This is a genomic window from Saccharothrix sp. S26 (assembly GCF_021390395.1).
Classification (GTDB): Bacteria; Actinomycetota; Actinomycetes; order Mycobacteriales; family Pseudonocardiaceae; genus Actinosynnema.
Map to the genome: position 1 here is coordinate 79238 of NZ_JAJUWT010000022.1, position 18605 is coordinate 97842.

Here is an 18605-nt window from a genome sequence, read left to right on the forward strand (position 1 = left end):
TGGCGCTGGCGCTGGCGCGCACGCTCGCTGGCATGCGCGTACCCGCTGGCACCCGCCCGCCCGCAGGCTGGCACCGGACCGCCCGCAGGCCGGGCACGCGTGCCCGCTGGCGCGCGCGTGCAGGCGCAGGCGCGTGCACGCAGCGCGGGCTCACCGGCGCACACCCCCTGCCCGCATCCTGCGCGCCGGACCTGCCCCCAGTGGCTCGCGGGCGTGGCCAGAACGTGCCTGCGGGTGCCTGCGCGCCTGCGCGTGCCTGGACGTGCGCCTGGACGTGTGCCTGGCCAGCGCGGATCAGCCCCACTTGCGCCCAGATTTCCGGACCGCGGACCACCCGAGGCGCTGCGCCGACCCGAACCGACCCGACGTGTCGCACCAGTCGCACGTGGCGTGGCGTGGCGAGGTGCGGCAGGCCGACGGGGCGCGGCTCCGATCGGGCACGAGCGTCCGGCCAGCCCTGGGCGGCCTGAGCGGACCTGCGAGGCCCGAACTGCCCTACCGCGAGCCCTTGCCGGCGGCGACGGGTACGTGACGGGGACGCGCGAGATGTGGAAGCGCCGCCTCGGGGGACGAGGCGGCGCTTCGCGTCAGCGGCGGGTTTTGGAATCGGCCAGAGGCTGGGTCAGGGGTTGATGGTGATGGTGAACGTCGAGGTTCGGTTGCGGATGTTTTCGTTGTTGTTGCTCAGTTTGAGGTTGTTGAAGGTCGCCGAGCCGACCGCGGGGCCCTGGCCCGCCTCCGGCAGCTCGTTGGCCCACACGCCGATCCCCGACTTGTGCTCGAACTGGTCGCCGCTCAGCCGTGCCCCGGAGATCGAGACGTTCGTCAGCACGGTGTCCTGGATCGGGTTCTCCGGTGTCGTCCCGTTGTACTTCGTCTGGAACATGATCCCGGCATACGTCGGGTCGATGATGTCCACGTCGTTCACCCGAATTCCGCGGAACGGTTTGGAGGCCGAGAACATCCAGATCCCCGGGAACGTCTGCCCGTTCCAGAAGTGGCCACCGGTGCGCACCAGGGTTATCCCGCTGAACGTCGTCGGCTCGGGGCCGAAGCCGTTCATCGGATAACCGAAGTCCAACGAGCTGATCGTCACACCGGAATAGGTCAACGTGTCCGCGATGTAGATGTTGCGGAACGTGTTGAGGAAACCCCCGTACACCGCCAGGCCCGCCGCGCGCCAGGTGGTGAGCGACGACAGGTTCTCGTACACGTTGTTCTTCTCGTCCGCGCCACCGGCGTCGATCGCGGAGAACAGCGCGAAGCTGTCGTCACCGGTCGACCGCGCCTCGATGTTGGCCACCCGGTTGTCCGTGCTGCCGTTGGTCATGTTGATGCCGTCGGCGAACATGTTCCGGATGCGTGAGTCCTTGATGGTCATGAAGTCGGTGTTCGCGCCCCAGTAGAGGCACACCATGTGCTCGGCCCAGATGTTGTCGATGGTGATGTTGGCGACGTTGGCGAAGTCGAACACCTTGCCGGGCCCGTCGATGCGGGACGTGTAGTTGCCGAAGAACGCGAACCCGCTGAACGTCGAACCGTTCACCGACTGCTCGGCCCGGAAACCGGCGTCGGTGTTCTCCTGCGTGGTCGGCACGACGAACTTCGTGAACCACGGCCCCGCGCCGATCACCCGCACCGGCTTGCCGTAGACCTGGAACTTCTGCGCCGTCGTGTAAGTGCCCGCCGGCAGGTAGACGCCGAGCAGGGTGCCGCTGGTGTCCATGCGGAACCGGTCGAGCGCGTTCTGCACGTCCTGGTGGCCGAACCCGGTCGGCGTGACGTACCGCGCCGGGTCGGGGTTGGCCTGCGCCACGGCGTGCTCGAAGTCGACGAAGTCGATGGCGTAGTTGGTGGTGTTGGCCGCGTCCTTCTGCAGCTTGATCTTCGTGCCGGGCGGGAACGTGCCGTTGAGCATCACGCTCGCCTCGTCGTAGATGTGCCGCGGCCCGCCCGCGCCGGGGGAGTTGCCCGGCGCGGCCTCGTTGCCGTAGAGCCAGATGTGCCGCGAGGTCAGGTCGAGAGCCTTGTGGAACGTCCCGTTGACGTACACGTTGAGCGTGGCGTTGATGCCGCCGCCGCCCGCGGAGTCCGGGATGGAGAAGCGGGTGACGAGGGTGTTGGTGGTGCTGTTGGTGGTGAACTCGACGGACGCGCCGGTGCTGTTCAGCGTCACCGCGCGCCGACCGGACGCCTCACCGGCCAGGTCGCCGATGGTGCGGTTCGGGCCGATCTTCTGCGCGCCGCCCGCGGTGACGGCGTCCTCCGCCTCGACGTGCTCCCACGGCACGTTCGCGCCGCGGCCCACGAACAGCGACTGGGTCGTGACGTTGTTCGCCCGGCGGGCCGCGATCTCGTTGGCGTCCACCGCGACGTCGGTCTTGAGCGTGTACTTGCCGTTCGCGGCGGCCCACGTGCCCAGGGTGATCGGCGAGGCCGACTGGCCGGGCTGGATCACGCCGGTGTGGCTGCCGGTGAACGTGCGCACGGTCGCGCCCGTGGTGGCGTTGACGAGGGTGAGCGTGACGCCGTGCGCGCCGGCGGCCGTGGCGATCGAGCCCTCGTTGCGCAGCACGACGGTGAAGGTGGTGTTCTGCCCGTTGGCCGGGTTGTTCGGCGACCAGCTCAGCGCGCCGACCAGGTCCGAGCTGGGCACGGGCGTGACGACGAGGGCGCCGGGGTGCAGGAGGGCGTTGTTGGCCTCGTTCTGCTCCACCACCTTCTTCGTCTCGTCGACCTTCGCGGTGTAGGCGTAGGAGCCGGAGCCGCGCGGGCCGATGTCCGCGGTGACGGTCGCCGACGCGCCGGCCGCCAGCGCGCCGACCTGGGCCGTGCCCACGGCGTCGTCACCGAGGAAGAACGTCACGTCGGTCGCCCCGGACGCGGCCGTGCCCGCGTTGCGGACGGTGGCCGACAGCGTGATCGGGCTGGTCTCCACCGGGCTGGTCGGGCTGAACGACGTGGCGGTCACGGTCAGGTCCGGGTTGGGCGCGGCCACGCCGAACACCTGGAACTCGGCGACCTGGCCGCCGGGTGCGCCGCTGTTGGCGGTGATGCTCAGCTGCACGTCCGCGACGCGGCCCGACAACGGGATGGTGACGGTGTTGCCGGTGGCCGGGTTGAACACGTAGTCGCGTGCCGCCACCAGGGACGTGAAGCCCGTGGCGCTCTGCTCGCGGCCCAGCACCTGGATGTTCTGCGTGCGGGTGGCCCACGCCGACGCCGGGTTGAGCTTGAGCACGACGGAGCTGAGGTCGGCGTTCGAGCCGAGCTGCGTGGTCAGCGTGTTCGGGTAGGCCGCGCCTTCCCAGTACGTCGTGACGTCGTCGTCGTTGGCGTTGGTGGCGACGAACGTGAACACGTGCGAGGAGGACGTGATCGGCCTGCCCTTGGCGAGGTTCGTGCCCGAGCCCGGCGAGCCGGGACGGGTGACGGAGGCGCTGGGCGGCGACTGGTTGCCGGCCGCGTCCCGGGCGATCACGTGGTAGGTGACCGCGACGCCGTCGGGCTGGGAGTCGGTGTAGGTCAGCACGGTGCCCGCGACGCTCGTGCGCAGCGCGCCGTTGGCGTAGACGTCATAGCCGGTGACACCGGTGTTGTCGGTGGAGGCCGACCAGGTCAGCCGGATCTGCCCGGACTGCGGTGAGGTGTAGGCCAGGTTCGTCGGCGCGGACGGCGGCACCGTGTCGCCGGTGGTGGGGCCGTGCACCTCGAACTCCGAGATCTGGCCGGCGGGCCAGGCGGTGTTGCCGGTGATCAGCAGCCGCACGTACCGCGTGGTCGCCGCGGTGAACTGGATCGTCACCGTGTTGTTCGCGGTGGGGGAGAAGGTGTGCTGCGCCGACGGGACGAGGTCGGCGAAGTTCTGGCCGTCGGTGCTGTGCTGCACGGCCAACGTCTGCGTGCGCGCGCCCCAGTTCGCGGTAGGCAGCTTGAGCACGACCCGGTCGACCTTGACCGCCGCGCCGAGGTCGGCCCGCAGCCACTGCGGGAACGCGTTGTTGGCGCTCTCCCAGTAGGTGGCCTGGTTGCCGTCACCCGCGTTGGCGGGCTGGTAGACGTCGTTGTGGCTGCTCGCGGTGTAGGTGGCGGCGAGCGCGGCGGTGACGTCGGCGGCCTGGCGCACGTCGATGTCGTTCACCCGTGCGCCGTCCACGCGCACGTAGCGCACCAGCGTGGGGTCGAAGTCGAACGTCTGGCGGTCGCCCTCGCGCGGCGCGGCGGGCACCAGGGTGGCGTACCCCTTGCCGTCGAGGCTGGTCTGGACGGCGAACGTGGTGTCGTCGTCCGGCAACGCCAGCCGGACCTGGTCGATGCGGGTGGGCTTGCCGAGGTCGAGCACCCCGGCGGTCGGCGCGGCCTGGGCGGCAGGGGGGCTCAGGGTGAACGCCGTGAGGGACAGTGCGAGCAGTGAGGCGGCAAGGCGCGAACGGGCGCGTGTCGTCGTTGACATCGTCGTGCAGGCCCTTCTCTTAGGGCAGTTCCGTGGTCTTGTCAGAAAGTTCCGCGTACTTGTCAATTTCTTGCGTAAGCGGTTCGCAGCGTTGCAGAGCCCTGTCGGGAAAGTCAACGGTCAGCCGTCCGACTGGGCCATCCGCACCAACCGGGCCGCTGCCCGGGTTCCAGGGTTCCGGGTCGGTGCGGAGATCTAGACTGGTGATCATCTGGAGGTGGCGGTGAGCGACCCGAAAGCGGCGTTCGCGCAGGCGTTGGCGCGGTTGCGGGCCCGGGCGGCCGACCTGTCCGACGAGGCGGTGGCCCGGCGCGCGAGCGCGGTCGTGCTGCCGTCGGGCCGGCGCGTGGCGGTGAACGCCCGGCGGCTGGGGGAGTGGGTCGGCGGGCAGTCCGTGCCCCGGGACTTCGACGGCGTGCTGGCCGTGGCGCTGGCGACCGGCGGCGTGCCGAAGCTGACCGAGCTGCGCGAGCTGTGGCGTGCCGCCCACCAGGACCGCCGGGCCACGCCGAAGTCCGGTCGCGTCGTCGTGGGACGTCCGCCGAGCGACGCGGCGGCGTTGCGCGACCGCGCCGAACTGGCCGAGGCGATCGACGCCGCGACGCGCGCGCCCGACGTGCGCCAGGTCGTGCTCAGCGGTCCCGGCGGCGTGGGCAAGTCGCAACTGGCCACCGCCGCCTTCCACCGCGCCCGCGCCGAGGTGCTGGTGTGGGTGGGTGCGCGCACCCGGCAGTCCGTGCTGACCGGCTACGCCCGCGCGTGGCGCGTGCTGGCCAAGACCGAGGGCTCCGACGACGAGACGCACGCCGACCTGTTCCTGGCGTGGCTGCGGTCGACCACCACCTCGTGGCTGGTCGTGCTGGACGACGTGGACGACCCGGCGGAGCTGGCCGGTCTGTGGCCCGCCGGTGACGCGGGCCGCAGCCTGGTCACCACCCAGCGCCGTGACGCCTCGCTGCTGCGGCCGGACGCGCGGCTGATCCCCGTCGGCATGTTCGACCCGGACGAGGCCACCGCCTACCTGTCCGCCCGCCTGGCCGTCGACCCCCGGCACGACCCGGCCCACCTGCCCGCCCTCGCCGACGCGCTCGGCCGCTTCCCGCTCGCCCTCTCGCAGGCCGCCGCGTTCCTCATCGACAGCGGCACCGACGTGCCCTCCTACCTGGACCTGCTGGCCGACCGCGGGCACCCCGTAGCCGACCTGTTCCCCCCGACCTCGCCCGCCGACGAGCACCACGACACCGTCGCCGGGACCGTGCGGCTGGCGGTGGAGCGGGCGGCGTCACTGGCCGCCAACGCCGTGGACGTGCTCGCGCTCGTCTCCGTCCTGGCCCCGGACGGCATCCCCGAATCCGTGCTGCTCGACGGCGGCCGCAACCTGACCGCGCTGCGCGCGTTGCACCGGCTGAACCTCGTCACCCACCACGGTGGCCGGGTCGAGGCCCACGCGCTGGTCCAACGCGCCGCCCGCGACCTCGTCGCGGACCCGGCACCGGTCGCCGTCACCGCCGCCGACGCGATCGAGCGCGAGTGGTCCACCGCCGACCCCGACACCGCCGCCGCGCTGTACCGCAACGCCGAGGTCCTGCGTTCCGTCGCGGGCGACCACCTGTGGCACGACGGCGTGCACCCCGTGCTGCGCAGGCTGGGCCAGCACCTGGCGGAAACCGGCCGCCCCGCCGCCGCCCGCGACGTGGCCACCGACCTGCTGGCCCACGCGACCGACCCCCGTGACGTGGTCGTGCTGCGCACCCAGGTCGCCAAGGCGATCGGCGACCTGGGCGACCCGGCCACCGCCCTGGCCCACTTCGGCGAGATCCGCGCCACCGCCGAACGAACCCTCGGCCCGACCGACCTCGACACCCTCTGGGCCCGCTTCCACCAAGCCACCTACCGCCTGGAAACGGGCCTGATCGAAACCGCCCTGGCCGAGCTGACGTCCCTGGTCGAGTCCTGCGACCTCCCCGCCGCCCACCCGCTCATGGTCGCGGCCCTCGACGACCGGGCCCTGTGCCTGGGCCTGTCCGGCGACCTCCCCGCCGCCCGCACCGCCGCCGCCGACCTCGTCGCCGTCCTGCGCGAGGAACTGGGCCCCCACCACAAGCACACGCTGCGCGCGTTGCTGGGCCTGGGCCGCTGGATCGGCGAAACGGGCGACGCCACCCTCGCCGTGGCGACCTACCAGGAAGCCGTCGACGGCCTGGAAGCCGTCGCCGGCCGCGCCCACCACGACACGTTCATCGCCCGCCACAACCTCGCCTACTGGCGTGCCGTCGCCGGCGACCTACCCCAAGCCCTGACCGAATTCCACACCGCCGCCACCGACGCCGAACGAGCCCTGGGCGAAACCCACCCGACCACCCTGACCTACCGCTCCAACCTGGCGTTCTGGCAGGGGATGGCCGGCGACCCGACCGCCGTCGACCAACTGACCACCCTGCGCGAAGCGGTGGAACGAACCTTCGGCCCCACCCACCCCCGTGCCCTGCGCATCCGCCAACAACGGTCCCAACTCCTCCACCTCACCGGCCACCACACCGACGCGATCGACGAACTGCGCACCGTCCTGGCCGAAATGTCCACCGTCCAAGGCGAGAACCACCCACGAACCAAGGAAGCCGCCAACCTCCTCTCCACCTGGCAAACGACCACCCCCACCACACCCCACCCACCCACACCTCACCCGGACCAACCCACAACGGACCCGGAACCAGCCGACCGAGGCCCGATTTGACATGGGTTCGGGTGCTTTAGGCTGGTCGAAGCCGGCAGGCCTGGCGGGACGCTTTTCCCCGCCGGGCCTGCCGGCTTTGGCCTGCCTGGAGTGCCCGTACGGGCCCCATGTCAAATCGGGCCGGACTCTTCCCCGGACTTACCCCCCCGGACCCGCACCCCACCGCACCTGAACGTTGAACTCGGGGGTCCTGAACGTAGGACTCTCGCGACCTGAACGTAGGACTCACGCGTTCTGAACGTAGGACTCACGCGTTCTGGACGTAGGACACGCGGGGGCGCAGGGGCGGCGGGGGCGACGCGGTCAGGTGCGGCGCACGATGATCCGCTGCAACGCGATGAACGCCAGCAGCAGCGCCCCGATCACGATCTTCGTCCACCACGACGACAACGTGCCCTCGAACGAGATCAGCGTCTGGATCGTGCCGAGCACCAGCACCCCGACCACCGACCCGATCACGAACCCGACCCCGCCCGACAGCAGGCTCCCGCCGACGACGACCGCCGCGATGGCGTCCAGCTCCATGCCCACCGCGTGCAGGCTGTACCCGGACAGCATGTACAGGCTGAACAGCAGCCCGCCCAACGCCGAGCAGAACCCGCTGATCACGTACACGCCGACCTTCACCCGCGTGGTCGCCAGGCCCATCAGCCGCGCCGACGACTCGCTGCCGCCCACCGCGTACACCGTGCGCCCGAACCGCGTCAGGTGCAGCACGTACACCGCCGCCAGCACCGTCACCAGCGCGATCACCACCCCGTAGGTGATGGTCACCCCGCCGGGCAGCTCGATCGACCCCGTGGCCAGCTCCCGGAACGCCGGGTCCTTGATCGACACCGACTCGACGCTGATCACGAAGCACAGCCCGCGGGCCAGGAACATGCCCGCCAGCGTCACGATGAACGGCTGCACGCCGAACCGGTGGATCACCCACCCCATCGCCAGGCCCAGCGCGGAACCGGTCGCGAGCACCGTCACGACCACCAGCCACGCGGGCCACCCGGCCTGCAACGCCGACGCCGCGATCATCGTCGACAACGCCACCACCGACCCGACCGACAGGTCGATGCCGCCGGTCAGGATCACGAACGTCATCCCGACCGCGAGCACGATGAGGAACGCGTTGTCGATGAACAGGTTCGCCATCACCTGCCCGGACGCGAACCCCTCGTACCGCACCGAGCCGACGCCGAACGTCGCCACGAACACCACGAACGTCGCGATCACCGGCAGGAACCGCTTGGGCACGTTCACCAGGCCGCCACGCGGCCGACCGGGCGCGGTGGCGGTGGCGGTCACCTCCGGCGTGATCACTGCTGTCTCCTTCACGCGGGCACCCCTTGCTTCCCACGAACCCGAACCCGAATCCCGACCGGCGCCTGCATCAGGCACACCGCGATCACCACGATCGCCTTGAACACCAGCGTGATCTCCGGCGCGATGCCGATCGTGTACACCGTGGTGGTCAACGTCTGGATGATCAACGCGCCGAGCAGCGTGCCGGTCAACGAGTACCGGCCGCCCGCCAGCGACGTGCCGCCGATCACGACGGCCAGGATCGCGTCCATCTCGATCCACAACCCGGCGTTGTTGGCGTCCGCCGCGCTCACGTTGGAGCTGATCATCAACCCGGCCACGGCCGCGCACAGCGCCGCGAACACGTACACCGTCCAGATGATCGTCCGCGCCCGCACGCCGGCCAGCCGCGACGCCGACGGGTTCACCCCGACCGACTCGATCAGCAGCCCCAGCGCGGTCCGCCGGGTCACCAGCGCGACCAGGCCCAGCACCGCGAGGCTGATCAGGATCGCGATCGGCAGCACCAGGAAGCCCGCGCCCACCTGCCGGTAGGAGTCGTCGTTCACGGTGATGATCTGGCCCTCGGTGATCAGCATCGCGATCCCGCGCCCGGCCGTCATCAGCACCAGCGTGGCGATGATCGGCTGGATGCCCAGCACCGACACCAGGAACCCGTTCCACAGCCCCAGCACCGCGCACAGCGCCAGTGCCAGGCCCATCGCGACCCACGCGTTGCCGCCGGACGCGATGTGCGTGCACGTCACCGCGCCCGCGATCGCGGCCACCGCGCCGACCGACAGGTCGATGCCGCGGGTCGCGATCACCAGCGTCATGCCCAACGCGATGAGCAGCGTCGGCGCGCCGTTGCGCAGGATGTCGATCAAGCTGCCGTACAGGTGGCCGTCCTGCAACCGCACCGAGAAGAACGACGGTGTCACCACCACGTTCAGCATGAGCAGCGCGACGAGCGCCACCACCGGCCAGAGCAGTCGGTTCTTCACGACGCCACCGCCTTCTCGACACCCTGGTCGACCCCGTGGTCGCCGCCGCCGGCGATGAGCGCCATGACGTCGTCCACGCCCACCTCGCCGTCCAACTCGGCCACCTTCTGCCGGTCGCGCATCACCACCACCCGGTCGGACACGCGCACCACCTCCTCCAGTTCGGCGGAGATGAACAGCACGGCCATGCCCTCCGCGGCCAGGTCGGCGACGACCTTCTGGATCTGCGCCTTCGCGCCGACGTCGATGCCGCGCGTCGGCTCGTCCAGGATCAACAGCTTGGGCTGGGTCACCAGCCACCGCGCCAGCAGCACCTTCTGCTGGTTGCCGCCCGACAGGTTGCCGACCGCCCGGTCCGGGTCGGCGGGCCGGATGTCGAGCAGCTCGATGTACTTGGCGACCAGCTCGTCGGCCAGCTTGCGCGGCACGGGCCGGGCCCAGCCGCGCGCGGCCTGCATCGCCAGGATCAGGTTGTCGCGCACGCTCAGGTCGGCCACGATGCCCTCGGCCTTGCGGTCCTCGGAGGAGAACGCGACACCGGCCTCGATCGCGGCCCGCGGCCCGGTCAGCCGCACCTGCTTGCCGTCGACCAGCAGCCGGCCGGAGTCGGCCTTGTCCGCGCCGAACAGCAGCCGCGCGACCTCCGTGCGGCCAGAGCCGAGCAGCCCGGCCAGGCCGACCACCTCGCCCTTGCGGATCTCCAGGTCGAACGGCGCGACCGAACCCTTGCGGCCCAGGCCCTCGGCCACCAGCAGCGGCTCGCCCGGCGTGCCCGACCGGCGTTCGATCTCCTCCAGCACGCCCATCTCGCGGCCGAGCATCGCCGACACCAGGTCGATCCGGCTCAACGCGGCGGTCATGTGCTCGCCGACCAGGCGGCCGTTGCGCAGCACCGTCATCCGGTCGGAGATCTCGTAGACCTGCTCCAGGAAGTGCGTCACGAACAGCACCGCGACGCCTTCGTCGCGCAGCACCCGGATGATCCGGAACAGCTCCGCGACCTCGTCGGCGTCCAGGCTCGACGTCGGCTCGTCCAGCACCAGCACCCGCGCGTCCACCGCCACGGCCCGCGCGATCGCGACGAGCTGCTGCACGGCGATCGGGTGGCTCTCCAGCACCGAACCCGGGTCGATGTGCAGGCCGATGCGCGCCAGCAGCTCGGCGGCACGCGCCCGCATCGCCTTGCCGTCGATGCGGCCGAGCTTGCGCGGTTCGCGCCCGAGCAGGATGTTCTCCGCCACGGTCAGGTTCCCGCACAGGTTGACCTCTTGGTACACCGTGCTGATCCCGGCGGCCTGCGCCTCCGCGGGTGCGCTGAACGACACCCGCTCGCCCGCGTAGCGGACCTCGCCCGCCGCGATCCGGTGCACCCCGGTCAACGCCTTGATGAGCGTGGACTTGCCCGCTCCGTTCTCACCCATCAACGCGTGGACCTCGCCGGGGAACAGCCGGAAATCCACCTCCTGCAGGGCTTTCACTCCGGGGAACTCCACCGAGATGCCCCGCATGTCGACGACCGGCTCGGTCACCGGACAACTCCCCTCACGCGACCCTCACGACCCTCACAACAAGACCCTCACAGGACAACGACGGGTGCGGCCCCCGCCACCACACCCGGAGGGTGGCGGGGGCCGCGGCTTGCGATCAGTACTTGCGGTTGGGCAGCTCGGTCTTGGCCTGCTCGGAGGTGAACGTGGTCTCCTCGGTCACCACGCGCGGCGGCACTTCCTCGCCCGCCACGACCTTCTTCGCCAGGTCCATCAGCTGGTCGCCCAGCAGCGGGTTGCACTCGACGATGAAGTTGATCTCACCGGCGGCCAGCGCGGTCATGCCGTCCTTCACCGCGTCCACGGTGATGATCTTGATGTCCTTGCCCGGCACCTTGCCCGCGGCCTTGATGGCCTCGATCGCGCCCAGGCCCATGTCGTCGTTGTGCGCGTAGACCACGTCGATCTGCGGCACCGACTTCAGGAACGCCTCCATGACCTGCTTGCCGCCCGACCGCGTGAAGTCACCGGTCTGCGTGGCCACGATCTTCAGGTCGGTGCCCTGGATGGCGTCCTCGAAGCCCTTCTTGCGGTCGATCGCCGGCGCGGCACCCGTCGTGCCCTGGAGCTCGACGACGTTCTTCGCGCCACCCGCGTTGGCCTTGAGCCACTCGCCGGCCTTCTTGCCCTCTTCCACGAAGTCCGAGCCGAGGAACGTCTTGTACAGCGACGTGTCGTCGGAGTCGACCGCGCGGTCGGTGAGGATCACCGGGATGTTGGCGCGCTTGGCCTCGAGCAGCACGGCGTCCCAACCGGTCTCCACCACCGGGCTGAAGGCGATGACGTCCACCTTCTGCTGGATGTAGGAGCGGATGGCCTTGATCTGGTTCTCCTGCTTCTGCTGCGCGTCGGAGAACTTCAGCTCGATGCCGGCCTTCTCGGCCGACTCCTGGATCGACTTGGTGTTGGCGGTGCGCCAGCCGCTCTCGGCACCCACCTGGGCGAAGCCCATCGTGATCTTGCCGTCGTCGTTGGCCTTGGGCGCACCCGACGACCCCGCGTCCCCGGATCCACCGGACCCGCACGCGGTCAACGCGGCCAACAGGACCGCGGCGGCGGCGGTCGTGATCTTCTTCAACACTGGTCTTCCTCCGTGTGAACCCGAGACACTGACGGGAACGGCGAACCGCGTGACGGTGGTCACCTGGGGCACAAGAGTGAACGCTCACAATCGGCTCGTCAACCCCTCGGAAACGTCAACTTTGCATCCTTGACACGTTTGTTAGGCCGGTCGTATGTTAGCGCTCACTTTTGTGATGCAGCCCACCCATACCTCCGGATGCCCCGTTCATCCGCGGCTTCGCGCCGCGCGCAAGACGAGAGCGACGCCCCATGGTCACCGTTCGTCATCGCCCACGCACCCTCGTCGCGACGCTCGTCGCGGCGGTGGCCGCGGCGGCCTTGAGCGCTCCGACGGCCTCCGCCGCCGACGGACTCGTGCTCCACTACCCCCTCACCGAAACCCAAGGCGCCGTCGCAACCGACACCTCAGGGGGAGGTCGCAACGGAACCGTTATCGGTGACGCCACCCCGGGCGGTGCTGAAGGGCTCCAGTTGGGCGGCGTGAACGGTCACGTGAAGCTGCCCGACAACGTCCTGCGCGGATTGACCGAAGTCAGCGTCTCGCTCCAAGTGCGCATCGCGCCGGACCAGGCCACGCCGTACTTCATCTACGGCCTCGGTAATTCCTCGGGCACCGCCGGTAACGGTTACCTGTTCACCACGGGCAACGCCTACCGCACGTCCATCGCCACCGGGAACTGGTCCACCGAGCAGACCGTCACCGCGGGCCGCAACCTCGCCCGGGGCGTCTGGAAGACGCTGACCTACACCCTCGGCGGCGGCACGGCCGTGCTGTACGAGGACGGCGTGGAGGTCGCCCGCAAGACCGGCGTCACGATCACCCCGGCCATGATCGGCGGCGGCACGACCACCGCCAACTACATCGGCCGCTCCGTCTACAGCGGCGACCGCTACCTCAAGGGCGCGGTCCGCGACTTCCGCCTCTACGACCGGGCGCTCACCGCGGCCGAGGCGCACGCCCTCGGCTTCGTCGCCGACGAGGAGAAGGGCAGGCGCGACCTGGCCGCGATCGACCTCGGCGACACCTCCGCCGTCACCGAGGACCTCACCCTGCCGACCACCGGCCCGTACGGCTCGACGATCACCTGGGCGTCCAGCGACCCGGCGGTCGTGTCCACCACCGGTGTCGTCACGCGGCCCGCGCCCGGCAGCGCGCCCGCGACCGTGACGCTCACCGCGACCGCGTTCGGCCAGGCCCGCGACTTCCAGGTCACCGTGCGGCCGCAGCTCACCGACGACGAGAAGGTCGCCGAGGCCGACGCGGCGCTGGTCGTGTGGGACGCCGACGACATCCGCGGCAACATCACCCTGCCCACCACGGGCCTGCACGGCACCACCATCACGTGGAAGAGCAACAAGCCGGGCGTCATCACGACCACCGGCGAGGTCACCCGGCCCGCGTTCGGCGACAAGCCGGTCAAGGTGCAGCTCACCGCCGAGATCCGCGCGGGCGAGGAGACCACCCGCAAGAAGTTCAAGGTCACCGTCACGCCGCGGCCCGAGCAGCAGGCCTACGAGGGCTACCTGTTCGGCTACTTCACCGGTGAGGGCTCGGCCACCGGCGAGCAGGTCTACTTCGCCGCCAGCCGCGGCAACGACGCGCTGAAGTGGGACGAGCTGAACAAGGGCAACCCCGTGCTGACGTCGTCGTTGGGCGACAAGGGCGTGCGCGACCCGTTCATCATCCGGTCCCCTGAGGGCGACAAGTTCTACCTCATCGCCACCGACCTGAAGATCCACGGCAACGGCAACTGGGACCTCGTGCAGCGCAAGGGCAGCCGCTACGTCGAGGTCTGGGAGTCCACCGACCTGGTGAACTGGGGTCAGCAGCGCCACGTCCTGGTGTCACCGGAGACCGCCGGCAACACGTGGGCGCCCGAGGCGTACTACGACGAGTCGATCGGCGCGTACGTGGTGTTCTGGGCCTCGAAGCTCTACGCCGAGGACGACCCCGACCACGCCGGCAACACCTACAACAAGATGCTGTACGCCACCACGCGCGACTTCCGCACGTTCAGCGAGCCGCGGGTGTGGGTCGACCCGGGTTACTCGGTCATCGACTCGACCGTGATCAAGCACGGCGACGAGTACTACCGGTTCACCAAGGACGAGCGGAACAACACGTCCAGCACGCCGTGCAGCAAGTTCATCCTGGCCGAGAAGTCCACGGAGCTGCGCGACACGTCGTACGACTTCGTCGCCGACTGCATCGGCAAGGGCTCGATCAACCAGGGCGAGGGGCCGACGGTGTTCAAGTCCAACACCGAGGACCGCTGGTACCTGTTCATCGACGAGTTCGGCGGCCGCGGCTACGTGCCGTTCGAGACGACCGACCTCGCCTCCGGCAAGTGGACCCTCGCCACCGGCTACGAGCTGCCCAGCCGACCCCGCCACGGCACCGTGCTGCCGGTGACGAAGGCCGAGCTGGACCGCGTCCGGGCCGCCTTCCCCTGAGCACGCGGGGGAGCGCGTCCCGCGTCGTGACGGCCGCCGAGGCCGCTGCGGGGGCCGTCACGACGCGGTGCCGCCGGCGACCGACACGTCCGAACGGGCGACGGTCGCCCGGCGCGGCGGCAGCGCCGCGCCCGGCGGGACACGACTTTTCGGCGGTGATGACGCGTCCCTGCGCTGGTGGGAGGGGTCTCTGGTGGACAATGGACCATGAGCACCTTCACGATGAACCAGGCGTGTTATCGCTAACATCGAGTTCGAAGGTGCAGCAGTGTCGACAGGGGAGATGGGGCGGTAGTGGAGCACAAGACCTCGCGCGATCCCGCGATGACGGACGTCGCCCGGCTCGCCGGGGTCTCGCACCAGACGGTGTCGCGGGTCCTCAACGGGCACCCGAACGTCCGGGAGCAGACCCGGCTGCGGGTGCGCGCGGCCATCGCCGAGCTGGGCTACCGGCCCAACAAGGCGGCCCGCGCGCTGGTCACCGGCCGATCGCAGCTGATCGGGGTGGTGGCGCAGAACTCGACGCTCTACGGCCCGGCGTCGTTGCTGGCCGCCTTCGAGGCGGCGGCGGCCGAGGCCGGGTTCGCGGTGAGCGTGGGCCGGGTGAACGTGCTGGACCGCAACTCGATCTCCGACGCCGTCGAGCGCCACCGCGACCAGCGGGTCGCCGGGATAGTGGTCATCGCGCCGACCGCGTCGGCCAACGACGCGGTCGGTGACGTGTCCGCGGGCATCCCGCTGGTGACGGTGGACGGCGACCCGGAGCGCTCGACCCCGCTGGTGACGGTCGACCAGGCGGCGGGCGCGTTCGCCGCGACCACCCACCTGCTGGAGGCGGGGCACCGGACCGTGTGGCACGTGTCCGGGCCGTCGGACTGGTTCGACAGCCTCGGCCGCATAAGGGGTTGGCGCTCGGCGCTGGAGACGGCGGGGCTGGAGGTGCCGCCGGTCGTGCCGGCGGACTGGAGCGCCGCCTCGGGCTACCGGGCGGGCCAGATGCTGGCCCGGATGCCGGAGGTCACCGCGATCTTCGCGGCGAACGACCACCTGGCGCTGGGCATCCTGCGCGCGATGAGCGAGCGCGGCCGCCGGGTGCCGCACGACGTGAGCATCGTGGGCTTCGACGACGTGCCGGAGGCGGCCTACTTCATCCCGCCGCTGACCACGATCCGGCCGGACTTCCACGCCGTGGCCAAGGAGACGCTGGAGCTGCTGCTGGCCCAGGTCGGCGACGGGGACGTGGGCGCGCCGCAACGCACGGTCGCCCCGGCCCTGGTGAAGCGGGACAGCGTCGCACCCCCCGCCCAGTGACGCGGTGGGCGGCACGACCTCGTGCCGCCCACACCGCGACCCCTCCGGGCCGCGCGACCCGGCACACCCTCCGACCGCCGGCCCCCGACCGAAGCACCCGAACCGGGCACCGGCACACCGGTCGCGGGCCCGTGCGGGCGACCCGTTACCGTCACGCCACCCGCCGGTGGCGGCGCGCCCGCGTCGTCCAGACCACCCGCGCAACAGTTTCGTCCGATCTCCGCGGATCCGCAGTGCCGCGCGGGGCCCGATCGCCCCTAGGCTGGGGTGGGTCACGACGAAGTCCCGCACCCCGCTGAACACCGCGTTTTGTGCACGCTCACTAACTCTTTAAGACCACGTTGCGGGCAGGTCTTGACGTCGTGAATGTTAGCGATAACACTCGTCACCATGGCGAGCGATCCATTGGTGGTGGGTGTCGACTTCGGCACGTTGTCCGGCCGCGCGGTGGTCGTGCGGGTGCGCGACGGCCTCGAACTCGGCACCGCGGTGCACGACTACCGGCACGGGGTGCTGGACCGGGCCCTGCCCGACGGGCGCCCGTTGCCCCCGGACTGGGCGTTGCAGGTGCCGCAGGACTACGTGGACGTGCTCAAGCACGCCGTGCCCGCGGCCATCGCCGACGCCGGGGTCGACCCGGCCGACGTGATCGGCATCGGCACCGACTTCACGGCGTGCACGATGGTCCCGGTGAAGGCCGACGGCACGCCGCTCAACGAGCTGCCCGAGTTCGCCGACAACCCGCACGCGTACGTGAAGCTGTGGAAGCACCACGCGGCCCAGCCGCAGGCCGACCGGATCAACCACCTGGCCGCGCAGCGCGGTGAGAGCTGGCTGCCCCGCTACGGCGGCCTGATCTCCTCGGAGTGGGAGTTCGCCAAGGGCCTGCAACTGCTGGAGGAGGCCCCCGAGGTCTACGCGGCGATGGACCACTGGGTCGAGGCCGCCGACTGGATCGTCTGGCAGCTGGCCGGCACCTACGTGCGCAACGCCTGCACCGCCGGCTACAAGGGCATCTACCAGGACGGCTACCCGTCCGAGGACTTCCTGTCCGCGCTCAACCCCGACTTCGGGACCTTCGTCTCGGCGAAGCTGGACCACCAGCTCGGCCAGCTCGGCGACCGGGCGGGCGGGCTCACCGAGCGGGCCGCCGAGTGGACCGGACTCAAGCCCGGCATCGCGGTCGCGGTCGGCAACGTCGACGCGCACGTCACCGCGCCCGCCGCCCGCGCCGTGGAGCCCGGCCAGATGGTCGCCATCATGGGCACGTCCACGTGCCACGTGATGAACGCCGACGTGCTGGCCGACGTGCCGGGCATGTGCGGCGTGGTGGACGGCGGCATCGTGCCGGGCCTGTGGGGCTACGAGTCCGGCCAGAGCGGCGTCGGCGACATCTTCGCGTGGTTCGTCGAGCACAACGTGCCGGCCGAGTACCACGAGCAGGCCAAGGCCCGCGGCATCTCGGTGCACGAGCTGCTCACGGAGCTGGCCTCGCAGCAGCGCATCGGCGAGCACGGCCTGATCGCGCTGGACTGGCACAGCGGCAACCGCTCCGTGCTGGTCGACCACGAGCTGTCGGGCGTCGTCGTCGGCCAGACGCTGGCCACCCGCGCCGAGGACACCTACCGGGCGCTGCTGGAGGCCACGGCCTACGGCACACGGGTGATCGTGGACTCCTACACCGACGCGGGCATCCCGGTGACCGAGCTGGTCATCGCGGGCGGCCTGCTGCGCAACCCGCTGCTGATGCAGATCTACGCCGACGTGACCAACCTGCCGCTGTCGGTGATCGGCTCGGAGCAGGGCCCGGCGCTCGGCTCGGCGATGCACGCCGCCGTGGCGGCCGGCGCCTACGACGACATCCACGCCGCCGCCAAGGCGATGGGCTCGGTCAAGCGGGGCGTGTACCTGCCGATCCCGGACAACGTCGAGGCCTACGAGCGGATGTTCGTGGAGTACCAGGAGCTGCACGACTACTTCGGCCGCGGCGTCAACGACGTCATGCACCGCTTGAAGGCGCGCCGTCGCGCCGCGAAGGGGGAGTGACCGGTGTCCGTCATCCAAGACCTCCGCCGCACGGTCGCCGACCTGCACCGCGAGCTGACCCGCTACGAGCTGGTGATCTGGACCGCGGGCAACGTCTCGGCCCGCGTGCCCGGCCAGGATCTGATGGTCATCAAGCCGTCCGGCGTGTCCTACGACGAGCTGACCCCGGACGCGATGGTCGTCACCGACCTGCACGGCAACCTGGTGGAGGGCGACTACTCGCCCTCCTCCGACACCGCCGCGCACGCCTACGTGTACCGGCACATGCCCGAGGTGAACGGGGTGGTGCACACGCACTCCCCGTACGCCACGGCGTGGGCGGCGCGCGGCGAGCCGATCCCGTGCGTGCTCACGATGATCGCCGACGAGTTCGGCGGTGACATCCCGGTGGGCCCGTTCGCGCTCATCGGCGACGACTCGATCGGCCAGGGCATCGTGGAGACGTTGCGCGAGAGCCGGTCGCCGGCCGTGCTGATGCGCAACCACGGCCCGTTCACGATCGGCAAGGACGCCCGGGCGGCGGTGAAGGCCGCGGTGATGCTGGAGGACGTGGCCCGCACCGTCCACTTCGCACACCAGCTCGGCACGCCCAAGCCGATCGAGCAGCACCACGTCGACAGCCTGTACGCCCGTTACCAGAACGTCTACGGGCAATGAGCCCACGAGGGGAGACCCGC

Annotated in this window: 10 protein-coding genes; 5 read left to right on the plus strand and 5 right to left on the minus strand. The window is 70.6% G+C overall.

The genetic code is table 11. The annotated features are described in order from the left end of the window. Positions 1-622: 622 nt before the first annotated feature. Positions 623-4453, minus strand: a complete 3831-nt coding sequence (locus LZG04_RS30940) for a discoidin domain-containing protein (protein WP_233823585.1) — start codon at positions 4451-4453, stop codon at positions 623-625. A 223-nt stretch (positions 4454-4676) separates the two neighbouring features. On the opposite strand from LZG04_RS30940, the gene LZG04_RS30945 reads away from it, so the two are divergent. Further along, positions 4677-7187, plus strand: a complete 2511-nt coding sequence (locus LZG04_RS30945; RefSeq protein WP_233823587.1) for a tetratricopeptide repeat protein — start codon at positions 4677-4679, stop codon at positions 7185-7187. A 303-nt stretch (positions 7188-7490) separates the two neighbouring features. On the opposite strand, the gene yjfF is transcribed toward LZG04_RS30945, so the two are convergent. The 4 genes from yjfF to LZG04_RS30965 all read right to left on the minus strand — a co-directional run bounded on the left by yjfF (position 7491) and on the right by LZG04_RS30965 (position 12115). Next, positions 7491-8444: a galactofuranose ABC transporter, permease protein YjfF gene (yjfF, locus tag LZG04_RS30950; protein WP_267938422.1), complete on the minus strand. Its 954-nt coding sequence runs from the start codon at positions 8442-8444 to the stop codon at positions 7491-7493. Positions 8445-8512: 68 nt separating this feature from the next. Beyond that, positions 8513-9439 (minus strand): ABC transporter permease, encoded by a 927-nt coding sequence (locus LZG04_RS30955; RefSeq protein ID WP_233823750.1) that lies wholly within the window; start codon positions 9437-9439, stop codon positions 8513-8515. 44 nt (positions 9440-9483) lie between these two features. After that, complete coding sequence (locus LZG04_RS30960; protein WP_233823752.1) at positions 9484-10995, minus strand: sugar ABC transporter ATP-binding protein; 1512 nt, start codon at positions 10993-10995, stop codon at positions 9484-9486. 136 nt (positions 10996-11131) lie between these two features. Further along, a complete protein-coding gene (locus LZG04_RS30965) occupies positions 11132-12115 on the minus strand; it encodes an ABC transporter substrate-binding protein (protein WP_233823589.1) in 984 nt (327 codons plus the stop codon). Positions 12116-12597: 482 nt separating this feature from the next. Here LZG04_RS30965 and LZG04_RS30970 point away from each other — a divergent pair, with 482 nt between their 5' ends. The 4 genes from LZG04_RS30970 to LZG04_RS30985 all read left to right on the plus strand — a co-directional run bounded on the left by LZG04_RS30970 (position 12598) and on the right by LZG04_RS30985 (position 18585). After that, positions 12598-14571, plus strand: coding sequence for an immunoglobulin-like domain-containing protein (locus LZG04_RS30970; protein WP_374202927.1), 1974 nt, complete (start codon positions 12598-12600; stop codon positions 14569-14571). Between the two features lie 324 nt (positions 14572-14895). Beyond that, on the plus strand, positions 14896-15882 hold the full coding sequence (locus tag LZG04_RS30975) for a LacI family DNA-binding transcriptional regulator (RefSeq protein ID WP_233823594.1): 987 nt from the start codon (positions 14896-14898) through the stop codon (positions 15880-15882). Between the two features lie 390 nt (positions 15883-16272). Beyond that, a complete protein-coding gene (gene araB, locus LZG04_RS30980; protein WP_233823596.1) occupies positions 16273-17928 on the plus strand; it encodes a ribulokinase in 1656 nt (551 codons plus the stop codon). A gap of 3 nt (positions 17929-17931) precedes the next feature. Further along, the gene (locus tag LZG04_RS30985; protein WP_233823598.1) at positions 17932-18585 is read left to right on the plus strand and encodes an L-ribulose-5-phosphate 4-epimerase; all 654 of its coding nucleotides are present in this window, start codon (positions 17932-17934) and stop codon (positions 18583-18585) included. Positions 18586-18605: the final 20 nt, after the last annotated feature.